This window comes from Candidatus Rickettsiella isopodorum (genome assembly GCF_001881495.1).
GTDB lineage: Bacteria > Pseudomonadota > Gammaproteobacteria > Diplorickettsiales > Diplorickettsiaceae > Aquirickettsiella > Aquirickettsiella isopodorum.
This window is the reverse complement of sequence record NZ_LUKY01000029.1, coordinates 50,322-73,711: the sequence shown is the minus strand read 5'-3', so window position 1 is coordinate 73,711 and position 23,390 is coordinate 50,322. Positions and strand designations below refer to the sequence as shown.

The window sequence follows — 23,390 nt, the reverse complement described above, 5'->3', positions numbered from 1 at the left end:
TAGCTAGAAACAAAATAATAAAATAGACTAAAGCAGCCCATTTGCCAAACTAGAAAGGTATGGATGTTCGTATCCTTATTTTTTCCTCTGTTTTTTATTGAGAATATTGCTTCGATATTTAAGCTAAGCAAATATATTCTTTAGTTTAAAATAAGACAAGCATAAAAAAATAATTCTTAAAATAAATCTTTTATATTTCAAATTTCAAATTTTGTAAATATTTATCATCGACGACAGTATCTATTTTTTGAGAGTTCTTTTTAAAAAAAGAAAAATGATCAGGTTTTTTTTTACAAGAAATATTTTTATTGACTAGTAATAAATCGGATTCTAAATCCGCAATCAAGTTAACCACTGGATCGGATGCATGTTTAAGCTCTAAGCTTAAAAGAGCTGCTAAAAATAAAAGTTTTTTATTGGTTTGTTCTAAACTTTCTAGTTTTCTATCTAAATTCTTTGCCACTTCAAAACGATTTAGTTGTCTACTATGAAAATGATAGGTGATTAGATTAGCAATCCCATTGATAACAATTAGTGGAATGACGATCAGTACTATTGGCAATGTAAGCGTCTTAGAAAGAATATGAAGTCCTAACTTACTTTTCCATACGATTTGCTGGCTTAGATTATACCCATAAAAACCACCTCCAGAAAAAGCAAAAAAACGATTCAATAATTTTTTTACTATTTTGAAAGCAGAACTTGCTTTCCCTAATACTTTATCTTGCTCGCTAGAACAATAGACATTTTTTTTTAGTATCAAACTATTAAACACGCTATAAAATTTATCATATAAATTGTTTAAGTTATTTTTTTTAAAAAAAGTTTTAAATTCTAGCTGCAAATAACAAATATTATCTTGTAAATATTCAAATTTTTTCCATTTTTCTAATTGTATAACTTGTTGTTTACCTTGTTCATCCTTATAGTGATATTCACATTTTTCATCCATTCGATTTAAGATAGTTCGTTGATAAAAAACTTCTCTGGCAAGAAATTCGCAAAGATGATGAATTAAAAAAAACCCCGCTGCAATTAAAATCAAGCTACCCACTGCCACAGGAGAGGAAATTATGCCCGCCAAACAAACAGCCCCTAAAACTATCAAACAACTTTGAATAGCCCAAAGTAACAAATACGTATAAAGTATCACACTGATCAAATTCACCATTAGAGAAGCAATAAACTGTGTTTTCGGATACACTTCTGTTAAATATTGATAAAGTTTGGATTGTTTTATACCTAAACGTGGATAATAAATTGGGTCAAAATTTTTTTGAATAGCTGAAATTGAATTTAAAACCTCATGTAATTTTACTTTTTTTGAAAAATCAAAAACTATCTCATGAATCAATTTAAATTCATGCTTATTTTTTTCCTCATTAAATATTTCTATTTTTAAAGATTCTAGAATTTGTTCAGATTCTTCTGGGTTGATTTTCGGAAGGATTATTGAATTTTTTTTAACCAAAAAAACAAGCTGTACGATCAGATAGCTGACTAAAGATATGCCTAACATTAAAAAAATAACCGGATAGCTATAAAGCGACAAGGAAAATAATAAGAGTAAAAAACTAATCCAATTTAATAAATTAGCATGGCTAATAAAGCCAGACCAAAGTAAATAAAAAAATTGCATCGCTTTGTTTTTAATTATGAATTTATTAATTTTCTCCCAAATTGAAATCAATGAATAAAATCTGACAGAATCTTTTTCTTTTAAAAATTGAAATTTCGCCTCAAATTCCAAATAATTTTTTCTATTGAGCACGAGACAAATATCATTTGTATCGTCAATAATCCAAGGATTGATTTTATCCTTTGAGTAAAATAATAGACGTTCATTATATTTTTTTATTAAATAGGATCTTTCATAGATTGGATCTTCTTCAACTCGTTTCATCAATTCATTAGAATTCTTAAAGGCATGAATAGAAATTAAATAATCCCAACGATTACTTTTACATTTTCTATAATTCGCAGAAAAATTCTTGGAAAAATTTAAAACCCAAGGAAAAGCAGTGGTATCATTTAATTGACCCACTGCAGTCCTTTTATCCATAAAACTAAGAAATTTCTTTATTTCATTCCAAACTGAAATAAATTTTTTACGACAAGTCATCCCGTATTTTTTTATTATTTTGGTAAACTAAAGTGACTTAGATTAAATTAGATGATTAAAAATATCTAGTATAAAAACATTAATTTTTTGGACAAAATAAAGACGTACTACCATCTTCTTTCCATTCCGCTCGTATACAACGCGGCCCTATATTTTCATAGACTCTATCGGAAAAATTTGCAGTTAGGATAAGTCGATTCCCAAATTGCGTTTGTTGGATTAAATGATCATCCGTTAGCCAATCAAACCTTGTGAGTGCTTCTATTCCAGCCATTTGATGAAGAGGGAAGAAAAAATTATAGTAATCTAGAAAATATTTTTTATTTTTTTGTAATGTTTTTTGATCTAACACCCAAATCGGAGGAACATTATAAAGATTTTGTAATAACGCTTTAATTTTTCTAATCGCTGGAATCTTTAATTCGTTCAATTCCCAACGATCAGTGGTAATCACTGAATCATGGAATACTGCTTCATACAGCGGCAATCTATAACGCGGATTATAGGATCCACGAATAAATTCATCGGGTGCATTATATGCTTGGAATAGAATTTTTGGAGCATAACCAGGCTGCCAAACTCCAAAATGCTTCTTATCTTGCAAAGCAGGCCAAAAAGTTTCTGGAAACGCCAAAAACGCACCATTATTATAAGCGATAGTTGGATTAGCCCAAGACAATCCCGTTTCTGAACCTAACACTATCTTCTGATCACTACCAACAAATCGCATCCGTTCCAAGCGATTACTTAAATCTTGTTCGCGTATCATAGGATGATGTTTTGAATAATCATCATAAAGTGGATAGGCTGCATCACAATCTAAGAAAATTGTATTGTCTCCTTTATTTAACATTTTTTCGATTTGATTTGCGATATTTTTCTCTTTAGATTCTCTTAAGCGAAGTGCCTCTGAGCTTAAATAACAGCCACGACTTGCAAATCCAGTTAAAATCGATCCATTGGGATTTCGAATACAAGCTTCTGGCCATAAATGATTAGGCCAAGTTGAGGTTATACTATCGGAAGTTTTTGGATTTTGGGCATTATCAAAACTATCATAAGGGCCTATTAAATAACCCATGCTTTTAGCATTATGAATATACTCTTTTTCAATGTTAAAACCATTCGGAATTGGATTCGCATCATAATTTATTAAAGCATGCTTAATACCTAATTTTTCCAGTTGATCTAACATTACTAAGCTTTTACCATCACCCCATACCCAAATGTGAAAAGCTCCTAATAATTTATTTACATTGGCATTTTCGAGTATCTTTTGCTTGAGAGACACAAACTTATTTTCATTGATCAGTAAATTACGATAATCCAGTGCTGGACTTATCGGCGAATCTCCTGTCAAGTGGATTAATAGGGTATATTCTGAAAAATGGGATCGCTTTAGAAAGTGATGTTCGTTCATCACATAAAGTTGGGTTTGCTTTTCATGTACCTGCACATCAGTATCAACATCATGATCGTCCCAAATATAACTGACATAATTGTCATCCGCGTATTCTATTGACCAGAATGGAATACTTAAAGATAAGCTAGGATATTTTTTAAATTCTTTAAGCCAAAAAAGATCGTGATTAGGAATATATAACCCTTCTCCATCTGGAAGAACTAAAGCTTTAGCTTGTGGTGTTAATCCCGATATAGGCCATTGAAAAGTTTGTTCTTTGCTTGTTTTAAAAGAAAATTTTAGGCCTTGTTCATCTGCTGCTACTTTAACTTGCATCTTAAGATGAGGGTAATACCATTGTGCCGTTTTATTATCCACTTTTAGATCTTTTACTTCATCAAATAAAGGACCTTCTTGTGTCAAACTAATCGCTGCTGAATCACCACTGGGATCAACTAAAATAGCCAACCTTGCTGGATCAATCGTAAATTCGCCCGCTCTAGTTTTTAAGATAACGTTTTCTTTAGCGGATACTAAAGAGCTAGTCAATAGTATGGCCAGAAAAAAAACCCCAAATTTTTTACACATCGTTTAAAATTCCAAGCAATTTAAAATTAGCTAACTAGAGATCCCACCAAGCAAATGGTCAAACTATTTACAACTTGTAAAGTTTCTAATTAGACTCAGGTTATTCTCATTAAAAATAAAAATCACTATTTGATTTTTTATTTAAAAAAATTCTTAAGATATTCCTCCAACCATAAATCTTTATCTGCATTCATTCGAAATCCTACATAGCCATCAGGTCGAATGACATAAATGGCAGAAGAAATTACGCCATATCGTTTAAAAAGTAATTTATTTTCTGGAGATAAAACAAAAGTGTGAACTTGCACCCAGTCTTTATAATTTTTTATAAGGGCATTTATTTTTTCTATTAACTGAGTTTGATTCTTTTTAGTCTGAAAATAAAGTATATTAAAGGGTTTATACGTTAGCAATATAAATAAATTTGATGCATTAGCAGGCGCGTTCGGTGCTCGATATCCTGGCGATGGACCTCTTTTAAAAGCATGATGAGATTTTTCTTTGATCTCATAATTAAATTCATTTTGGGCGTAATGAATATTCAATTGTGATATAAACCAGAATAAACGCTTTTCTAAATTTTTCTTTGAAAAAAGAAATGAAATAACAAAAGATAATAGCCAGTTTCGTAGCCTGGAAATAAAAAAACCTTTTGCTGTAAGTAAGGAGAAAAACTGATCCGTCGTTTTCAATAAAGTTTTTCCAACCGGATGTCGTTCTGTCTCATAGGTAGCTAATAATTTAACGTCAGTAGCTTTCTTCAATACTAACGCTAGCTTCCAAGCTAGATTAGTGGCATCTTGTATGCCGGTATTCATACCCTGGCCGCCTACTGGACTATGAATATGTGCCGCATCGCCGGCTAGAAAAGCCCGATTTTGATAATATTGGCTTACGCCACGATGATGTAAGCGAAATTGAGAGATCCAAATTGGATTAACTAGTTTCACAGAAACTTGAGTCAGCAAACTCGCTAAATTTTCTAAATCATTTAAGTTCGGTATATCTAGTTTTTCTTCTAAATGAGCCGAACGTTTTGCTAACATGACCCGACTTATTTTCTTTGTAAGTGGAATGTGCACAAATACACCCTCTTTCCCCAGAAAAAAAAGGAATTTGTTTCGCGAATAAGGCCACTCAATACGCGCATCAACTAAATTAAAGAGCTGAGGATAGACATTTCCCTCAAACGAAAAATTAAGCATATGACGTACACTACTGTGGGCTCCATCGCAACCTATAATATAGGCACAAGCAATTTTTTCTGTGCTTCCTGTGCTATTGCTTTTAATAGTTGCCTGCACACCCTTAGTACCTTGGGTAAAAGTCATTAATTCTTTTTGACGCTCTATGTAAATACCTTGTTTTTCTAAAAACTCAATAAAGATACATTCAGTTTCTGTTTGCGGAAGAAAATAAACCGAAGAAAAAGGCGTATCTTGATGCTGAAATTGCTGAAAATTGATTTCTATTTGTTTTTTACCATTAATAAAAAAAGCAAAATCCACGTTAGAACGTGCAAGTTTCAGAAATTCTTCAGCAAAACCTAAATTCTGAAATATTTCCATCGATTTTGCTTGAATAGCGAAAGCTCGCGATTCATGTACTTGATCCTTTTGTTTGTCCAAAATTCTAAATTTAACGCCATAACGCAGCAACTGACAGGCCATTATCAGTCCCGTGGGCCCAGCCCCAATAATCAATACTTCGGTGTCCATAAAAAAACTATAGTTCAGACTTTCACGAATTAAAATGACCGCGCTATAATGGTCAAATATTTCGCTTGATAAAATTCTTAAGGAGAATTATTTGCACACTCGTTATCAATCGTTACTACCCCAACATAGTCTCTCGCGTTTTGCTGGATGGATAGCCAACTGCAAACAGCCATGGATCAAAAATAGATTAATCCATGGGTTCATTCGCCATTATCAGGTTGATATGACTTTAGCGCGGGAAGAAAATCCTAATCGTTATATTAATTTTAATCATTTTTTTACACGCTCTTTAAAAACCGAAATGCGCCCAATTTCTAGTGATACTAGAGATATTGTGTCGCCTGTAGATGGAACTATTAGTCAAATTGGCCATATCAAGAAAAATCAGCTTATCCAAGCCAAAAAAGTAAACTATAACTTACAAGCCTTATTAGGAGGCTCAGCCAAAATAGCCACACAATTTCAAGGAGGAGAATTTGCCACCTTTTATCTAGCCCCTCAAGATTATCATCGTGTCCATATTCCTTATAGCGGCGAATTGAAAGAAATGATTTATGTTCCAGGACGTTTATTTTCAGTAGATGATCAAACCACAAAAGAACTACCCAATTTATTTGTTCGAAATGAACGAGTTATTACGCTATTTTCTACATCTATAGGTCCCATGGCAGTCATTTTAGTCGGAGCGATGCTCGTTGGCAGCATCAACATCACGTGGGAAGGAGTTATCGTACCTGCTTTGAAACGACATATTTATCATTGGCATTATCTAGATAACAAAATTTCCTTACTTAAAGGACAAGAGATAGGGCAATTTCAATTAGGTTCTACGGTTATTATTTTATTCGCCCCCAATCGTATGAAGTGGTTGGCTGAATTATCTGGAAAAAAAATGAAATTTGGAGAATGTATTGGTCAAACAACATGAGGTGTGTTTGTAAATAATATTAAGTTATAATAGTTTTTTGATGATAAAAGAAAACTTAGGTGGCTAATGTCTATACCACAAGAAAAAACCGTTTCAGCCTCGGCTGTACATGACCATACTTATAAAATATTTCCTAATGATTTGAACTCAACAGAAACCGTGTTCGGTGGTTTAGTGATGTCCACTCTCGATAGAGTGGCTTCTGTTGTTGCCGAGAGACACAGTCAAAGGCCTTGTGTGACTGTTTCTGTCGATGCTATGCATTTTTTGCAGCCAGCAACTCGAGGAGATATTCTAATATTTCAAGCGGCTATTAACCGTAGTTGGACCAGTTCAATGGAAATCGGAGTACGGGTTCTTGCTGAAGATTATCGTACCGGAACACGACGTCATATAGTATCTGCCTATTTTACTTTTGTAGGTACTAATGAGCATGGCCATCCTGCACCCGTCCCTAAAGTTATTCCTGAAACAAACGATGAAATACGGCGTTATGAAGAAGCGGGTAAGCGACGTGAGCGCCGACATCAAGCATCAAGAAAAACAAACTGATACATAAATGCTAAATCAATAATTGAAATCCTCTCGAACTGATTTGAACTGTTTCAAGGATGTCGATTAAAAAAATAAAAGAATTTTGTGGAGAGATTATGACGATACAAATATTACCTATTTTAGGTTTTAAAGATAATTATATTTGGTGTCTTATCAATGAAAAAACAAAACATTGCATCATTGTCGATCCAGGTGAAGCAAAACCCGTCCTTACGCAATTAAAACAGTTAAACCTTAAACTCGATGCCATATTAATCACTCATCATCATTGGGATCATACGAATGGTATTCGTTCTATTCTAAAACACCATCATGTCCCTGTATTTGGACCAGCAAAAGAAAAAATAGCCGGTGTAAATAACCCTGTCGATGAGGGCGATAAAATTGAATTAGTCAATTGGCCAATTTTTGAAGTCCTCGCTATTCCTGGCCATACCTTAGGGCATATTGCTTACCTTGGAAACTCTCTTTTATTCTGTGGAGATACCTTATTTACAGCAGGATGTGGTCGATTATTTGAAGGGACTCCCGAACAAATGTTAAATTCTTTGAATAAACTGGCTCAACTTCCCGATGAAGTGCAGATTTATTGCGGTCATGAATATACGCTGGCTAACCTACACTTCGCTCAAGCAGTAGAGCCCAATAATATCCATATCAAAGAACGCTTAGAAAAAACTAGAGAATTACGTCAAAAAAATCTGCCCAGTGTACCCAGTCTCTTATCTGAAGAACGTTTAAGTAATCCTTTTTTACGTTGTGATAATCCCGAAATAAAGAGACGTATAGAAAAAAGAACCGGTAAAAAACTTGCCACTCCCGTTGAAATATTCACTTATCTTCGTCAATGGAAAAATAATTTCAAATAAGCTATTTAGTTTTTTTTTGCCGTTCAATTTCATCTAATACTTTATATCGAAATCTAAATGGATGGCAAACAGCAGAAAATAATTCATTGGTCCCACTTACCCCGCGAATACGAATTGATCCATAATCAAAAATACGGCCCATAATACTTTGGCTAATTTCTATCCCTTCAATGCGATCCAATGAATTTTCATAAGCATAGCGAGTAATCAATCCAGACTTCATGATGACCCGTTTATCTGTTATACCAAATTCAGAAGAATAGTAAACAATCAGTCCAGACAGGCAAGTAGCTAAACCTAATAAAGAAAAAAGACTGATGAGCAATAGAGTAAGCCAACCTCCGATCATCAAAAATCCAGCAATTAAAATCAAACCCATTAGTGATCTAAAAATAATGATCCAGTGTGGGTGACTACAATAGATAACTTTTTCATCCGGCAAGAGCGTTTTATTGATATAATTCATTAAGGACCTCTTATTATTTTATTTAACTCACCGCTTTTGAGCAGAATGGGTTATAGTAGCCAAACTCACACTAGTTTGCTATGCTTTTCGCGTATGAACTCTCAATTGATACTAGAAAAACTTAACTTACTGGTTAAATTAGGCAATTCAGTCGAGGAACGACAATTACCTCAAAAAGTTTCCCTGCAAATAAAGCTTGGTTTTGATCGTTTACTTGACGCCTGTACTAATGATAATTTAATGAATACGATCTGTTACGCCAATCTAGCAGATAATTTGCAACAGTTTTGTGATGATCGTTCTTTTAAACTTATTGAAGCCTTAACTTATCAACTCTACCAATTTCTTAAAATAGAACTATCTGAAAAAATAAATGACAAAAAAATTAATGTTTTCTTATGTATTACCAAAAACCCTCAATTATCTAAACTAGAACAAGCTAGCTTTTCAATCAGCGATTAGCAATAGACAAAAACTCAAGTGCGGAGAGTATAATTAAATTTATATTTTAGTTACACTATCTTAATTAAGTCAAAAAGGAATTTTTCTCAAGATATTTAATTTCTAGCTTTGTAAAGCGTTTACTTCTCGAATAATTAAAAATCTGAAAGTTAAAATTAATGAAACAACCAATAAGAAGCAAAGATTTTGCACGAGGTCTTGTCTTATGAAGAAGAATAGCACCGATTTATCCCAGCATACACCCATGATTCGTCAATATCTGCAACTAAAAGCTCAACACAGTGATAAATTATTGTTTTATCGCATGGGGGATTTTTATGAATTATTTTATGAAGATGCCATCAAAGCTGCAAAATTATTAAACATTACCTTAACCAAGAGAGGTCAATCCGCCAGCCAAGCTATTCCTATGGCCGGTGTACCCTTTCATAGCGTTGAAAACTATTTAGCAAAACTGGTTAAACTTGGCGAGTCAATTGCTATTTGCGAACAAATAGGTGATCCGAATCACTCCAAAGGTCCAATGGAAAGACAAGTAACACGTATTATTACGCCAGGCACACTCAGTGATGAAGCATTATTAGAAAAAAATCAAAGCCTATTACTTGCACTATATAACCACGATGAACAATTTGGACTTTCTTATTTTGACATGGGGAGTGGCCAAATTCATATTTTACAAATTAATGGTAAAGAAGCACTTACCAGTGAATTAGCACGACTTAATCCCGCTGAACTATTAATTAGCGAAGAATATAAAGATGAAGATGTATTAACCTCTTATAAAACAATTCGACGCCGCCCGCCCTGGGAATTTGATTTCAACACTGCCACTCATTTATTAACCCAACAATTTCAAACACGCGATCTCAGTGGTTTTGGTTGTCAGGATTTACCCTTAGCCATACAAGCAACCGGTTGTTTATTAAATTATGTTAAAGACACGCAGCGTACCCAATTACACCATATTCAGCCGATTCGCATAGAGAGGCGCGAAGAAAGTATCGTATTAGATGTAACTACCCGACGTAATTTAGAGTTAACGCTTAATTTACAAGGCGAAAAAAGCAATACTCTAATGTCTATTTTAGATAAAACAGCCACTCCCATGGGAAGTCGTTTACTAAATCAATGGTTGCATCGGCCTTTACGTAAGGTATTTACCATAGAATCACGGCAAACCGCTATTATAAATTTATTAGCGACACAATCCTGTATAAGTTTACACTCGTTGTTAAAACAACTAGGTGATCTCGAACGTATTATTACACGAGTTGGATTAAAATCGGCGCGACCACGAGATTTAAGTCAATTACGATGGGGTCTTGCGATTTTGCCAGATATTCATAATAAACTTGGCCCTTGTTTAAAGACTCAAGCGCCTGATGAAAAATCAGAATTACTTATTTCATTAAGTCAACAGATAAAAACCTTTCCAGAATTATTTTGTTTATTACAGCAAGCAATTGTTGAACATCCTCCTGCTGTTACTCGTGAAGGAGGTATGATCGCAAAAGGTTATCATGCTGAACTTGATGAATTAAAAAACCTAAGTGAACATACTGGGCAATATCTGATTGATTTAGAAAAACGTGAACGAACGCTTTCAGGCATTAGTACGTTGAAGGTTGGCTTTAATCGGATACATGGTTATCACATCGAAATAAGTCGAGGGCAATCCAAACACGTCCCACCACATTATATTCGTCGGCAAACTCTGACAAATGCCGAGCGCTTTATTACACCTGAGTTAAAAGAATTTGAGGATAAAGCTTTAAGCGCTCGTTCTAAAGCGTTAAGTTTGGAAAAAAAACTTTATGATGAATTACTCGATCAATTAGCTTTTTATCTAGCAGATTTACAAAAAACCGTCAATGCCATAGCCGAGTTAGACGTGCTGATATGCTTTGCAGAACGTGCAACAACACTCCATTTAACCTGTCCTCGATTAAGTAAAAATCCAGGTATCCATATTGAAGGAGGTCGACATTTAGTTATTGAACACTCCTTAGATACCCCTTTTGTAGCGAATAATTGTCATTTAGATCCTGAACAACGCTTATTAATCATTACTGGTCCGAACATGGGTGGAAAATCAACTTATATGCGCCAAACTGCTTTAATTTGTTTATTAGCAATGATAGGTTGTTTTGTTCCAGCAAAAAGCGCTACGATAGGCCCCATTGATCGTATTTTCACCCGAATCGGAGCAGCTGATGATCTTGCTAGTGGTCGTTCAACCTTTATGGTAGAAATGACAGAAACGGCCTCTATTTTGCATAATGCAACGAAGCAAAGTTTAATTATTATGGATGAAATTGGACGCGGCACCAGTACTTTTGATGGACTTGCTTTAGCTTTTTCTTGCGCTGAGTATTTAGCAAAGTATGTTAAAGCTTATACCTTATTTGCAACTCATTATTTTGAGTTGACAGGCCTGGCTGAAGAAAACTCTGTCATAAAGAACTGTCATGTTGAAGCAAGAGAACATAACGATAGCATCGTATTTTTATATACTATCAAGGAAGGACCTGCGAATCAAAGTTATGGATTACAAGTAGCGCAATTAGCAGGCGTCCCTAAACCCGTTATTCAGCGCGCCAGAGAAAAACTCACCGCACTTGAAAAAAACTCCGTAACTAACCACAACAACAAAGTAAACCCACTTCCCTTACAGAAACTCTCTGCTAACCCTGATATTATGAACCTACTCGACCAAGTAGATCCCGATCAATTAGCTCCCAAAAAAGCACTTGAGATCATTTATAGATTAAAATCCTTGCAAGGAATTCCTAATGAATAACCCAAATGACACAAAACTTTTCGCCCAGCCTGTTGAAGAAAAATTGGCTAATTCTGATGAAAAAGGTAGTCACCATGGTGATCATGAAGACGGAGAAAGATTAGCTTACCGTCGCCGTGGAATTTATTTACTGCCAAATTTGTTTACCATCGCCGGTTTATTCGCAGGTTTTTATGCCATCGTCATTGCCATGGAAGGTTATTTTAATTATGCGGCGATTGCTATTTTTGTTGCGATGATTATGGATTTTTTTGATGGTCGTGTTGCACGCCTAACCAACACGCAAAGTGCTTTTGGAGCCGAATTAGATAGTTTATCAGACATGGTTTCTTTCGGTGTCGCTCCCGCTTTAGTTATTTATAGTTGGTCTTTAGAAGGATTAGGTAAATTAGGTTGGTTAGCCGCATTTATATTTGCAGCAGCTGGAGCATTACGTTTAGCGCGTTTTAATACACAAGTATTGATAGCTGATAAACGTTATTTTCAAGGACTCCCTATCCCTGCCGCAGCGGGTGTCTTAGCCAGTATGGTATGGTTGTGTGTTGATTCAGAAATTTTAGGTGATGGCGTTAGTATGATAACTGCCGTATTAGCGATACTCATTGCAATTCTAATGGTCAGTAATGTGCGTTATTACTCTTTCAAAGAAATTGATCTGAAAGGACGTGTGCCTTTTGTGGCTATTTTATTGGTAGTATTAGCTTTTGTGGGTATTTCACTCGACCCACCTAAAATATTATTTCTAATCTTTTTCTGCTATGCTCTTTCCGGACCTATTTTGACCTTACATGCACTGTATAAAGCGCGATCCTTAAAAAGAAAATAACAAAAAAGACGCTAACATTCGGGGATATTCACAGCGAGAGTTTTTGCCAAACCACCTAAAGAAGTTTCCTTGTAAATCGCCATCATATCTTTTCCGGTGGCAAACATAGTTTCGATAACTTTATCTAAAGGTACTTTTTTATTTTTCCCATCTTCCATTAAAGCTAAATGCGCCAATTTAATCGCTTTCTCCGCACCGACACCATTGCGTTCGATACAAGGAATTTGGACTAGCCCTGCAACTGGGTCACACGTTAAACCCAAATGATGTTCCATTGCCATTTCAGCGGCATTTTCTATTTGCTCTAAACTACCACCTAAAACTGCCGTTAATGCACCTGCCGCCATCGAGCAAGCAACACCGACTTCCCCCTGACAGCCAACCTCTGCACCGGATATCGATGCATTCATTTTATAAAGTAAGGCAATAGCACCTGCCGTCAATAGAAAATCAGTGATGGAATGTTCGTTCACTTCGTCATAAAACCGGCGATAATAGGTTAATACCGCAGGAATAATACCCGCAGCTCCATTCGTTGGCGCAGTGACTATACGCCCTCCCGCAGCATTTTCCTCATTAACCGCCATCGCGTAAATAGTTGGCCATAATAATGAGTCTGGACACGTCCCTAACTTCGATATGGTTTTATTATTCATCTTGCTGAAAAGTTCCGGTGCCCGACGTTTGACGCTCAGCCCACCCGGTAATATTCCCTGGGTATGACAACCGTTATCCACACAGATTTGCATAATATCGGCTATTTTCAATAAATCAGTGCGTAACTCTCTATCGGGTGCTAATTGTTGTTCATTAGCTAACATAAGCTCTGAAATCGTTAAGTTATTTTTTTTACAGGTATTAAACAACTCTATGGCGGTAGAAAAAGGATAAGGCACCGGAACAGCATCTTTATGCTGCTGACCAAACGCTTGTTCAGTAACGATAAAACCACCGCCGATGGAGTAATAAATTTGGCTGTTTAAAAGAACTCCTTGTGGATTAAAGGCACTAAAACGCATGCCATTAGTATGCAAGGGAAGTAACGCTTTTTGTAAAAATAATAGATCGGTCTGTTGAGAAAATGAAATACTTTTTTTTCCCGCCAGTTGAATTTTACAATGTTCAAAAATTGTCTTGGCTCGTGGAGTAACCTCATCGGGATTAACTGTTTCAGGAAGTTGCCCTTCCAGGCCATTTAAAACCGCAATATCTGTACCGTGACCTCGGCCGGTTAACGCTAGCGAGCCAAAGAGTTCAACCTGCAAACGATTTACTTCATTAAATAATTCACGATCGAGTGCTAGTTTTTCGACAAAAGCATAAGCAGCTTTCATAGGGCCTACGGTATGCGAGCTCGATGGACCTATACCGATGGAAAACAAATCAAACACACTAATAGTCATAAACAAATTACTTTTTAGTTCATTATTTGACAGTATTTTAGCGCTTTACTTCATGCAAAAGAAGCCTTTTTAATCAAAAAAGCTCGATGGGATCGACATCGAGTGACCAACGAACTCGACGACTACTAGCAAAAAGGCTAATGGGTTTAATAATTTGCTCTAATAAACCCTGTAAAGTGTTACGCTGTTTTGCCTGTAACAATAATTGGCAACGATAATAACCCGCCCGACGAGGTAATAAAGAAGGAACTGGCCCTAATAGGCTGATTTCTTTCCCCACTAATTTAGCCTGATTTTTTACTTCATTTAAAAAATCAAATGGATAGGCTGAGCTTAAGGCTTCGGCATGTATCAGTGCCAAATAACTGTAAGGAGGTAATAGAGAGAGCCGTCTTTCTTGTAATAATAGTTCGCTAAAACTAAGATAACCTTGCTCTAACAAATGCTTTAATAAAGGATGCTCTGGATGATAGGTTTGAATCCATACCTCTCCAGGTTTATCGGCTCGCCCGGATCGGCCTGCTACTTGCGTTAATAATTGGCCGGTACGTTCCAAGGCACGAAAGTCCGCACTAAACAAACCACTGTCTGCTTCTAAAATCCCCACTAAAGTCACATTTGGAAAATGATGACCTTTCGCTAACATTTGTGTTCCAATTAAAATCTGACTTTCACCTTCATGTATATTTTTTAATAATTTATCTAAGCTTCCTTTACGTTGCGTACTATCTCGATCGATTCGAGCAATCCCAATATCAGGAAAGTATTTTTTTAAGGTTTGTTCCAAACGTTGTGTACCCTGACCCAAAGCAAGTAATTGTTGACCCTGGCAGTCAGGACAGCGCGAATCTAAAGGACGCCGATAGCCGCAATAATGACACTGTAAGTGAGCCGGCTTTTGATGAAAATTCATTTTTTGTTCACAACGCTGGCAATCGGCTGTCCAACCGCAATCATGACAAATAGTAACTGGTGAATAGCCACGTCGATTCAAAAATAAAAGTACTTGACCTTGATTTTGCAAATGCTTTTCCATGGTTTGTAATAATGCGGGAGAAAATCCTTGATCAAGTTTTTGCTGACGTAAATCAATAAAATGAAAGCTAGGTTGAATAGCGAGTCCTGCTCTATCAGGTAAGTGTAATATTTGATAACGATTTTGCTTAGCATTAAAAATACTTTCTAAAGATGCCGTCGCTGAACCCAATACGACCGGGATGTTTTCTAAACGGCCGCGAACTAAGCCTAAATCTCGAGCGTGATAACGCAAACCTGTTTGCTGCTTAAAAGAACTATCATGTTCTTCATCAATGATAATAACGCCCGGATGTAATAAAGGTGTAAATAAAGCTGAGCGTGTACCAATAATAATAGATGCTTTACCTGATTTAGAGAGTAACCAATTTTCTAAGCGCTGCTTATCGGTTAATTTAGAATGAAACAATACCAATGGAACTGAAAAGCGATTTCGAAATCTCGCTAACATTTGCGGTGTTAAACCAATTTCTGGAACTAAGACTAATGCTTGTTTACCTCGATCGAGTACGGCTTGTATCACTTCCAAATAGACTTCTGTTTTTCCACTTCCTGTCACGCCATTTAAAAGAAACGCTTGAAATTTATCTAATGAATTAACAATACTCTCAATAGACTGTCGCTGATGATTATTTAGTCGAATTTGATCCGATAAATTTAAATTATTCTCAGAATGATTCGTGAGCTCGTCTCTGTTAATTTCTTTAGTTCGTTTTTTAACGGAGTTTTTAAGTTTTTTAGCGTCTTTTCCTGTGCGCAATACCTGCGGCATAGCATTAGCAAACACTTCACCGATAGGACAATGATAGTATCGACTTGTCCATTCTAATAACTCTTGAATAGAATCCGGTAAAAGCGGAGTTTCATCAAGAATAGCAAGCGCTTGTTTAAGCTGAGATTTTGGCCAAACTGATTCTTCACTTATTTCCATTAAAAAACCAATTTTTTTCTGATTACCAAAAGGCACGAGTACACGTAAACCTTTTTTTAATGGCGTTAATGGAAAGCCAGCTGGAGCCAAATATTCAAAATATTGATGTAAAGGTGCTGGAATAGCAATTTTTAGAATACGCTTCGCACTTGAATTTTTGTCTGTGTTACTGATCAACTCGCAATCCTCATGGTTGCATAAAATTAAAAACTGATCGGTTTATCGAAAAAAATAACACTTAGAAATTAAAAATTATGTAGTCTAAGCTAATTAAAGTTTCAAAAATTGCCGCAAATTATCGGTTATTTTTTTTAAAACAATGGTATTATTATCTTGTTTACTACTCCCATTAACTGCCATTTTGATATGACATTGTGAAAGACCTATGGTTCCTATCAATGAAGAGTTAGTTGGACCATATAGAACAATCGTAGGAATGCCTAAAGCTGCAGACAAATGACTTAATCCAGTGTCTACTGCAACGACTGCTTTAGCATTCGCTAAAACTGCCGCTAACTCATTGAGACTTAAGTAAGGTAATACCTGTGCTAGACGGTTTTTCTTAGTCAATCGATTAGCATTTTTTCTTTCATTTTCATTCCCCCAAGGAATAAAAACGCTTACTTTCTGACGAGTCATTTCTTCTATGAGTAAAGACCAGGAATAATTGGGCCAATGTTTACTTGAACAACTCGTATTAGGTATAAATATCAGGTAATCTCTTGGTAATTGTATTTTAGCTTGGCTTAAATTTTCTTTATTAATACCATAATCAGGTCGAGTTTTTGGTAAAGGATATTTTAAGGCTTTAGCAAATAATTGACGTAACCGATCAATAGCATGTTGCTGCCAGGGCACAGAAAAGGTTTGCTGATACGCCAGATAGGCTAAACTTTCCCGAACGGAATGCTTATCCATGCCTAGGCGACAACCTCGACTTAATCGCGTCGTAATTGCACTTTTAATAGATCCTTGCGCATCTAAAACAATATCATATTGCCGGGCAGATAATTGTTTATAAAATTGCTTTACTTCTCCATTTTGAACCGCTTGCCAGATATTTTTTCGCCATCGCCGTAATGCGATAGGAATGATTTGTTGGACTTGCTTGTGCCAATTTGGAATTTCTGCAAAAGACTCTTCCACTACCCAATCAAATTGAATATTCGAAATAGCCTGAATCGCATCAGTAACTGCAGGTAATGTATGAATAATATCACCCATTGAGGACATTTTAATGATTAAAACACGCATAAAAAAATAAATTATCAATAAGAAGGCATCTTTTTTTGATCTTTTCGATGTTTAGATTGCTTCGCAAAAAACAACGATGAAAAAAATTTTGCATATCGATTCTAATCTAAGATTAAAAATTTAAATCTTAAGCCACAGATAATGTCGAGTTATTCGGATGAGACAAATAATTCGCTAAAAGCCGATAGACTTCAGAGACTTTGATTTGATAATTATGGTTTAATCGAGCGGTATGTGAATGATAACTGCCTACTCCTCGCCAAGGACTTGCATCATTTGCAATATGTTGGCTCAGTATCCAAGTACCCACCTTAACATTAATACAAGGATCATATTGCAACTGATACTGCGTATAACCATATCGTCGAATTTTTAATAACCAAATTGAATTAATTTGCATAGGACCATAATCGAAAGTCCCATTTTGATTAGACGAAGCCGAACCTTTCCTCCCATTTTCTATCGCTAAAACGGAAAGAATTAAAGTCGCTGGAACATGGTAAGTTATGGCCGCTTGATTAATACACTCGATAGGCACACCATGAATTTCTAATGCGCTTATCATCAGCAACCTCTTCTAATTATTAACAAATTTGTTATTATTCTCACTTTTTTAAAGCTAAAGCCCATCCAGCGCAGATAATAGCTGGCAAACAAAATAACAAAAGGCCGCCTAACAAAATCATATCAAATTTTAGTAGATTACTCACTTCGATACCACTAGGAGGAAAAAATCCGAGTATAAATGTAATCAAACAGCCTACTAAACCCGCACCACAGACTATCCAAATCCCCCAATGGCCTCCTGGAATATGATAGGCACGATTTCTGCCTGCCTCTTTATATCGCAAACGTAATGCGGTTAAAAACAAAAAAATATAAAATAATACTGCCAATTGTGCCGTCATAACGCTTAATAACCAATAGGTCTCATTGACACTAGGAATCAGTATAAAAAGACTCGTTAATAGAGAAACTAGAACACCTTGAACTAGCAATAAGCTTATAGGTGCACCAAACCGATTAACTTTAAGCAACCAGTGCAAGCCTGGAATTTGGCTCTCGAATGTAGCAATCAGCAAACCTCGCGTAGGACCTATGACCCAGGTAGAAATACTGCACAAACTTCCTATGATAATTAAAGAAATAGTGATCGGTATAAAAAAGGACAAATGATAACTACTAAAAAAAGCAACATAAGCCTCCGTTAAACCCGACAATATACTAAGCTGATTTGCTGGAACAATAAGCGCTATAGCTAAAGAGCCCAATATCAAGCTTATCAATATTAAACTTGCTGACCAAAATAAGGCTCGCGGAAAATCTTTCTGTGGATTATGTACATCCCCTGCGTGTACAGCAGACATTTCTAAGCCCATTAAACCAAAAATAATAGTCGTTAAAAAGGCCAAATTATTAAAATTACTCAGACTAGGAAAAAATGAATACGAGGAAAAATGTATCGCTAATGGACGTGAGCTTTTAATCCAAATGAGCGCTAACACAATCATAAAAAGCATAGGAATTAAAGTACCTACTAAAGCGCCGATACTACTAAGCCAACTCGAAACACGCAAACCTAAGCAACTTAAAGCCGTAACCAGCCACCAGATAATTAATATCGTACTTAAAAGATAGAGTTTATGTTGTACCAATTGTGGATCAATTAAATACGCAAAGGCCGCTATTACAAAAGACAATATCGTTGGATACCAAACAACGTTGTATATCCACTGCAGCCAAATCGCAAACCAACCCCATCGCACACCAAACGCAGTGCGAATCCATATATACGCACCCCCTGTGCTCGGCCAAGAAGTAGCTAATTCAGCAGTAACTAACGCTGTCGGAATAAAAAACAGCAATGCGGCAAGTAAGTAAAAAAATATTAAGGCATAACCAAATTGAGCCGCGATAGGTAATGAACGCAAACTGTCAACCGCAATGACATTCATCATGGCTAAACTAAACACACCCAGTGGTTTTTTAATAAGCCTATTTTTAGTAGACCCTATCATTATTTTTTTCCGGATTTATAGCTAGCAATGATCCAGATAACAGCACCTATAGAAATGGCTGTATCAGCCAAATTAAAGGTAGCAAAATGCCAATGGCCAATACAAAAATCAATAAAATCTATGACGTAACCTAGACTTAGCCGATCGTATAAATTACCAATCGCTCCACCTAATATCAACGCAATCGCGCATGCTACCCAATTACTTAAACCTCCGCGATAAAGCAAGCGTACTAAGTAAATACTAACAATTCCACTAATTGCTGAAAAAAACCATCGTTGCCATCCATCCGCTTGACCTAAAAAACTAAATGCGGCACCAAAATTGTGCGTCAATATAAAGTTTAAGCAAGGAAATACCGGAATGACGCTAGCCTGATCTAACCAATGTGTCATCCACAACTTGCTTAAATAATCGAGAGCAATAATGAATGCACTTAACCAAAGCCATACTAACTGAGATATTTTTTTTTCTTGCATAAGTCAAATAGGTTGGGGGGGAAATTCGATTTTAAGCATAGATTCGCTGTTCTCCTTTCCCTTCGGGAAGATTCTCAACACAGCGCAAACAGATCTCAGGATACTCGGGGGCTTTTCCTACATCGGAACGTCGATGCCAACAACGAGCACATTTTGTTTTTTTCCCTACCGTAGAAATAACATTTATTCCTAATTCTTCAGCATTGATAGTAAAGAATACCTGTTTGAGTGGCTTGGAAATCAATAGTTTTACATCAGAGGTTATCAATACAAATCTAAGCTCATCCTTTAGAGCAGAGAGTATTTTATAGAGTTGAGAATCTTCCTTGACATAAAGTTCAACCTCCGCTTCCAATGAAGAACCTAATTCACCACTGATACGTGATTTTTCAATCACTTTGTTAACTTCATTACGAACTTGGATGAGCTTATTCCAGTAAGTTTGTCGATCAGTTTGCTGATAAATTGTTTGTAATGGATCTTCTGCGAACGAAAAAGATAAGGAATACCATTCATTTAAAAATACACTATCTTCCCGTTTCCCTGGAAGATAGTGCCAAATTTCTTCTGCCGTAAAGCTTAAAATGGGCGCTAACCAACGCACCATTGCTTCAACAATATAAAAAAGTGCCGTTTGTGCAGAACGTCGTGCGACACTGTCTTTTTGTAACGTATATTGACGATCCTTGATAATATCTAAATAAAAGCCACCTAAATCGCTAATACAAAATTGTTGTAGCTTCTGATAAATGGTATGGAATTGAAAATTCTCATAAGCGTCGATGATCTCATGTTGTAATAATTTTGCCCGTTCTAAGATCCAAATATCTAAAGACAACATGTCGCTCGTTGGCACAGCATCCGCTGGATCAAAGTCATGTAAATTGGCTAATAAAAAACGAATCGTATTTCGAATTCGCCGATAAGCTTCTGCCGTACGTTTTAAAATTTCATCAGAAACAGCTATTTCTTTACGATAATCGGTTGAAGAAATCCATAAACGTAAAATATCCGCTCCTAAACTTTGTATAACCTTTTCTGGTGCAACCACATTCCCTAAGGATTTAGACATTTTGTGGCCTTTTTCATCCACAGTAAATCCATGTGTTAAAACCGACTTATAAGGCGCTTGGACGTTCATCGCCACAGAAGTTAATAAAGAAGATTGAAACCAACCTCGATGCTGATCAGAACCTTCTAAATAAAGATCAGCAGGCCACGCCAAAGCAGGATTTTTCATTAAAACGGCATAATGACTGACGCCTGAGTCAAACCATACATCTAGACAATCGGTTAATTTTTCATAATCTTTTGCTTCATTACCTAATATTTCTTCTGGATTTAAATCATACCAGGCATCTATCCCTATCTCTGTCACACGATTTGCAATTTGTTCTAACAAGCTAAGACTATTAGGATGCAAATCACGAGAGTAACGATGTACAAATAAAGGAATAGGAACCCCCCAACTTCGTTGTCTAGAAATACACCAATCGGGCCGATTGCTAACCATGGATTCAATACGCGCTTCTCCCCATTGTGGAATCCAAGTAACTTGCTTGATAGCGGCTAAACTATCTTCCTTTAAGGCTTGTTGTTCCATACTAATAAACCATTGAGGTGTCGCACGAAAAATTAAAGGAGTCTTATGGCGCCAACAATGTGGATAACTATGCTTAATATTTTCTTCTTTCAATAAATTTTTGGACTCTCTTAACTTATCGATCACTAAAGGGTTGACTTTAAACACATGCTCCCCTTCAAATAGAGCAGTACCCGGTAAAAAACAGCCATTGCCACCAACTGGATTAATTAATGGCAATCCATAGTGTTGAGCAACATTATAATCTTCAACACCATGTGCGGGCGCAGTCTGTACCGCGCCCGTACCTGCTTCTGTAGTAACATGTTCACCTAAAATAACGGGTATTTGTCGATGATAAAAAGGATGTTGCAGTATAACTCCTTCAAAAACTTGTCCTGTCGCGCTACCTAAATGTTTATAATCCGTTACTTGGTAACGCTGTATACAGCTTACTAATAAAGACTCAGCAATTAATAAACGTTCACTCTCAGTTTGCACCAAAACATATTCAATATCTGGATTTAAAGTAACTGCTTCATTAGCGGGTAGAGCCCAAGGTGTTGTGGTCCATATGGGGATTACTATAGGTCCATAACCTGCGTCAGCAGGTATTCGACTTAAAAAATCACTCTCATCAATCACGCTAAACCGTACATCAATTGCAGGTGAAATTTTATCCGCATATTCGACCTCGGCCTCTGCCAAAGCGGATCCACAATTGACGCACCAATGCACGGGTTTAAATCCTTGTTGCAGATGCCCTCGGCTAATAATTTGGCCTAATGCGCGAATAATATTCGCTTCGAATTGAAAGTTCATAGTCAAGTAAGGATGATCCCAATCGCCAAGCACACCTAACCGCTTAAATTCCTCGCGTTGAATCGATATTTGTTGGCTTGCATATTCACGACAAGCCTGCCGAAAAGCTTTTGCTGTTAATTTACTACCGACTTGGCCAAGTTTTTTTTCAACGTTTAGCTCGATAGGTAGCCCATGACAATCCCAACCTGGAACAAAAGGAGCATCGAAACCACTCATGGTCTTTGCTTTCAGAACCATGTCTTTTAAAATTTTATTCACCGCATGCCCAATATGAATGTGGCCATTCGCATAAGGGGGACCATCGTGAAGAATATATTTGGCCTTGCCATGATTTTTTTCGCGTAATTTTTTATAAAGCGATAAAGATTCCCACTGCTTTAAAATAGCTGGCTCTGCCTGCGGCAAATTGGCCTTCATTGGAAATTTAGTGTGAGGAAGATTTAAGGTATTTTTATAGTCAGTCATGTTATCTAACCTCAATAGAGGCTCTGTTTAGTCTTAAATTTAAATAGGCTTAGAATAACATGCTTAAAGAACCTACAATATAGTCAAAACTGAAAAGAAACTAAACTCTAGGATTGTATAGCCTATTTGATTGATTATGAAGTCACTTACCCCTTATCAGAGTAAGCATCTAATTACTCTGCCTTACATAGGCCTGCCTGTATACAAGTTCCACTGACGTCCCAGCGTAATTGACCATCTGTTTGATCAATAGGTGTTAAAATATATGTAAAATGATCAATTTTATTAATACGAATTCTCTGAGAGGTAGCAATAATCTGTGCGCTCTTACCCACTTCAACCGTCGCAACATAGCCTTTAGTTTGATTTTCTGATTTAAAATTATCTGGAATTCCATTTTGACCGGGTGTGCCACAAGCAACTAAATTATCATGCTCATGCACGCAGGTAGTAATTGCCAACTTAAACGGCGCAGTCGCTTGAATAATTTCAGCAAACTTAGCTCGATTACTATAATTCTGATAACTGGGTATGGCTATTGCAGCTAAAATACCAATAATCGCAATAACTATCATGAGCTCAAGTAAAGTTAGACCCTTTTGCTTTCCTTTGATTAAATACATAAACTACGCCTTATAAAATAGATACCCTAGTTTAAC

Annotated in this window: 18 protein-coding genes; 6 read left to right on the top strand and 12 right to left on the bottom strand. The window is 36.2% G+C overall.

Annotated elements, in window-relative coordinates:
• Positions 1–190: 190 nt before the first annotated feature.
• The 3 genes from A1D18_RS01315 to A1D18_RS01305 all read right to left on the bottom strand — a co-directional run bounded on the left by A1D18_RS01315 (position 191) and on the right by A1D18_RS01305 (position 5,830).
• Positions 191–2,122 (bottom strand): hypothetical protein, encoded by a 1,932-nt coding sequence (locus A1D18_RS01315; protein WP_143750409.1) that lies wholly within the window; start codon positions 2,120–2,122, stop codon positions 191–193.
• Between the two features lie 79 nt (positions 2,123–2,201).
• Positions 2,202–4,112 carry a glycoside hydrolase gene (locus tag A1D18_RS01310; protein ID WP_071662017.1) on the bottom strand — a complete coding sequence of 637 codons (1,911 nt, stop codon included), beginning with the start codon at positions 4,110–4,112 and terminating at the stop codon, positions 2,202–2,204.
• A 137-nt stretch (positions 4,113–4,249) separates the two neighbouring features.
• Positions 4,250–5,830 (bottom strand): FAD-dependent monooxygenase, encoded by a 1,581-nt coding sequence (locus A1D18_RS01305; protein WP_071662016.1) that lies wholly within the window; start codon positions 5,828–5,830, stop codon positions 4,250–4,252.
• A 91-nt stretch (positions 5,831–5,921) separates the two neighbouring features.
• Here A1D18_RS01305 and asd point away from each other — a divergent pair, with 91 nt between their 5' ends.
• From asd to gloB, 3 genes are all read left to right on the top strand, one after another.
• Complete coding sequence (gene asd, locus A1D18_RS01300; RefSeq protein WP_071662015.1) at positions 5,922–6,758, top strand: archaetidylserine decarboxylase; 837 nt, start codon at positions 5,922–5,924, stop codon at positions 6,756–6,758.
• A gap of 66 nt (positions 6,759–6,824) precedes the next feature.
• Complete coding sequence (locus A1D18_RS01295) at positions 6,825–7,310, top strand: acyl-CoA thioesterase (RefSeq protein ID WP_071662014.1); 486 nt, start codon at positions 6,825–6,827, stop codon at positions 7,308–7,310.
• Positions 7,311–7,408: 98 nt separating this feature from the next.
• A complete protein-coding gene (gene gloB / locus A1D18_RS01290) occupies positions 7,409–8,182 on the top strand; it encodes a hydroxyacylglutathione hydrolase (RefSeq protein ID WP_071662031.1) in 774 nt (257 codons plus the stop codon).
• 1 nt (position 8,183) lies between these two features.
• Here gloB and A1D18_RS01285 read toward each other — a convergent pair whose 3' ends face one another.
• Positions 8,184–8,648, bottom strand: a complete 465-nt coding sequence (locus tag A1D18_RS01285; RefSeq protein ID WP_071662013.1) for a PH domain-containing protein — start codon at positions 8,646–8,648, stop codon at positions 8,184–8,186.
• 93 nt (positions 8,649–8,741) lie between these two features.
• On the opposite strand from A1D18_RS01285, the gene A1D18_RS01280 reads away from it, so the two are divergent.
• From A1D18_RS01280 to pssA, 3 genes are all read left to right on the top strand, one after another.
• The gene (locus A1D18_RS01280; RefSeq protein ID WP_171910802.1) at positions 8,742–9,110 is read left to right on the top strand and encodes a dihydroneopterin aldolase; all 369 of its coding nucleotides are present in this window, start codon (positions 8,742–8,744) and stop codon (positions 9,108–9,110) included.
• Positions 9,111–9,315: 205 nt separating this feature from the next.
• A complete protein-coding gene (gene mutS / locus A1D18_RS01275; protein ID WP_084028687.1) occupies positions 9,316–11,913 on the top strand; it encodes a DNA mismatch repair protein MutS in 2,598 nt (865 codons plus the stop codon).
• Positions 11,906–12,739: a CDP-diacylglycerol--serine O-phosphatidyltransferase gene (gene pssA / locus A1D18_RS01270; protein WP_084028686.1), complete on the top strand. Its 834-nt coding sequence runs from the start codon at positions 11,906–11,908 to the stop codon at positions 12,737–12,739. The genes mutS and pssA overlap by 8 nt, the downstream gene beginning before the upstream one ends.
• Positions 12,740–12,750: 11 nt before the next feature.
• On the opposite strand, the gene A1D18_RS01265 is transcribed toward pssA, so the two are convergent.
• From A1D18_RS01265 to A1D18_RS01230, 8 genes are all read right to left on the bottom strand, one after another.
• Positions 12,751–14,142 (bottom strand): L-serine ammonia-lyase, encoded by a 1,392-nt coding sequence (locus A1D18_RS01265; RefSeq protein WP_071662010.1) that lies wholly within the window; start codon positions 14,140–14,142, stop codon positions 12,751–12,753.
• A 73-nt stretch (positions 14,143–14,215) separates the two neighbouring features.
• Positions 14,216–16,285, bottom strand: a complete 2,070-nt coding sequence (locus A1D18_RS01260) for a primosomal protein N' (protein ID WP_245756765.1) — start codon at positions 16,283–16,285, stop codon at positions 14,216–14,218.
• Between the two features lie 93 nt (positions 16,286–16,378).
• The gene (waaC, locus tag A1D18_RS01255; protein WP_071662009.1) at positions 16,379–17,362 is read right to left on the bottom strand and encodes a lipopolysaccharide heptosyltransferase I; all 984 of its coding nucleotides are present in this window, start codon (positions 17,360–17,362) and stop codon (positions 16,379–16,381) included.
• A 127-nt stretch (positions 17,363–17,489) separates the two neighbouring features.
• Complete coding sequence (locus A1D18_RS01250) at positions 17,490–17,927, bottom strand: lytic transglycosylase domain-containing protein (protein WP_071662008.1); 438 nt, start codon at positions 17,925–17,927, stop codon at positions 17,490–17,492.
• A 40-nt stretch (positions 17,928–17,967) separates the two neighbouring features.
• The gene (locus A1D18_RS01245) at positions 17,968–19,380 is read right to left on the bottom strand and encodes an amino acid permease (RefSeq protein WP_071662007.1); all 1,413 of its coding nucleotides are present in this window, start codon (positions 19,378–19,380) and stop codon (positions 17,968–17,970) included.
• On the bottom strand, positions 19,380–19,859 hold the full coding sequence (lspA, locus tag A1D18_RS01240; RefSeq protein WP_071662006.1) for a signal peptidase II: 480 nt from the start codon (positions 19,857–19,859) through the stop codon (positions 19,380–19,382). The genes A1D18_RS01245 and lspA overlap by 1 nt, the downstream gene beginning before the upstream one ends.
• 31 nt (positions 19,860–19,890) lie before the next feature.
• Positions 19,891–22,731, bottom strand: coding sequence for an isoleucine--tRNA ligase (ileS, locus tag A1D18_RS01235; protein ID WP_071662005.1), 2,841 nt, complete (start codon positions 22,729–22,731; stop codon positions 19,891–19,893).
• Between the two features lie 173 nt (positions 22,732–22,904).
• Positions 22,905–23,354, bottom strand: a complete 450-nt coding sequence (locus A1D18_RS01230; protein ID WP_071662004.1) for a pilin — start codon at positions 23,352–23,354, stop codon at positions 22,905–22,907.
• Positions 23,355–23,390: the final 36 nt, after the last annotated feature.

What these genes read in the sequence shown, in the direction of transcription:
- A1D18_RS01315 (WP_143750409.1), bottom strand. Translation starts at nt 2,122, where the DNA reads ATGACTTGTCGTAAAAAATTTATTTCAGTTTGGAATGAAATAAAGAAA.
- A1D18_RS01245 (WP_071662007.1), bottom strand. Translation starts at nt 19,380, where the DNA reads ATGATAGGGTCTACTAAAAATAGGCTTATTAAAAAACCACTGGGTGTG.
- pssA (WP_084028686.1), top strand. Translation starts at nt 11,906, where the DNA reads ATGAATAACCCAAATGACACAAAACTTTTCGCCCAGCCTGTTGAAGAA.
- waaC (WP_071662009.1), bottom strand. Translation starts at nt 17,362, where the DNA reads ATGCGTGTTTTAATCATTAAAATGTCCTCAATGGGTGATATTATTCAT.
- A1D18_RS01285 (WP_071662013.1), bottom strand. Translation starts at nt 8,648, where the DNA reads ATGAATTATATCAATAAAACGCTCTTGCCGGATGAAAAAGTTATCTAT.
- A1D18_RS01305 (WP_071662016.1), bottom strand. Translation starts at nt 5,830, where the DNA reads ATGGACACCGAAGTATTGATTATTGGGGCTGGGCCCACGGGACTGATA.
- A1D18_RS01230 (WP_071662004.1), bottom strand. Translation starts at nt 23,354, where the DNA reads ATGTATTTAATCAAAGGAAAGCAAAAGGGTCTAACTTTACTTGAGCTC.
- A1D18_RS01310 (WP_071662017.1), bottom strand. Translation starts at nt 4,112, where the DNA reads ATGTGTAAAAAATTTGGGGTTTTTTTTCTGGCCATACTATTGACTAGC.
- A1D18_RS01295 (WP_071662014.1), top strand. Translation starts at nt 6,825, where the DNA reads ATGTCTATACCACAAGAAAAAACCGTTTCAGCCTCGGCTGTACATGAC.
- A1D18_RS01280 (WP_171910802.1), top strand. Translation starts at nt 8,742, where the DNA reads ATGAACTCTCAATTGATACTAGAAAAACTTAACTTACTGGTTAAATTA.
- lspA (WP_071662006.1), bottom strand. Translation starts at nt 19,859, where the DNA reads ATGCAAGAAAAAAAAATATCTCAGTTAGTATGGCTTTGGTTAAGTGCA.
- A1D18_RS01250 (WP_071662008.1), bottom strand. Translation starts at nt 17,927, where the DNA reads ATGATAAGCGCATTAGAAATTCATGGTGTGCCTATCGAGTGTATTAAT.
- gloB (WP_071662031.1), top strand. Translation starts at nt 7,409, where the DNA reads ATGACGATACAAATATTACCTATTTTAGGTTTTAAAGATAATTATATT.
- ileS (WP_071662005.1), bottom strand. Translation starts at nt 22,731, where the DNA reads ATGACTGACTATAAAAATACCTTAAATCTTCCTCACACTAAATTTCCA.
- mutS (WP_084028687.1), top strand. Translation starts at nt 9,316, where the DNA reads ATGAAGAAGAATAGCACCGATTTATCCCAGCATACACCCATGATTCGT.
- A1D18_RS01265 (WP_071662010.1), bottom strand. Translation starts at nt 14,142, where the DNA reads ATGACTATTAGTGTGTTTGATTTGTTTTCCATCGGTATAGGTCCATCG.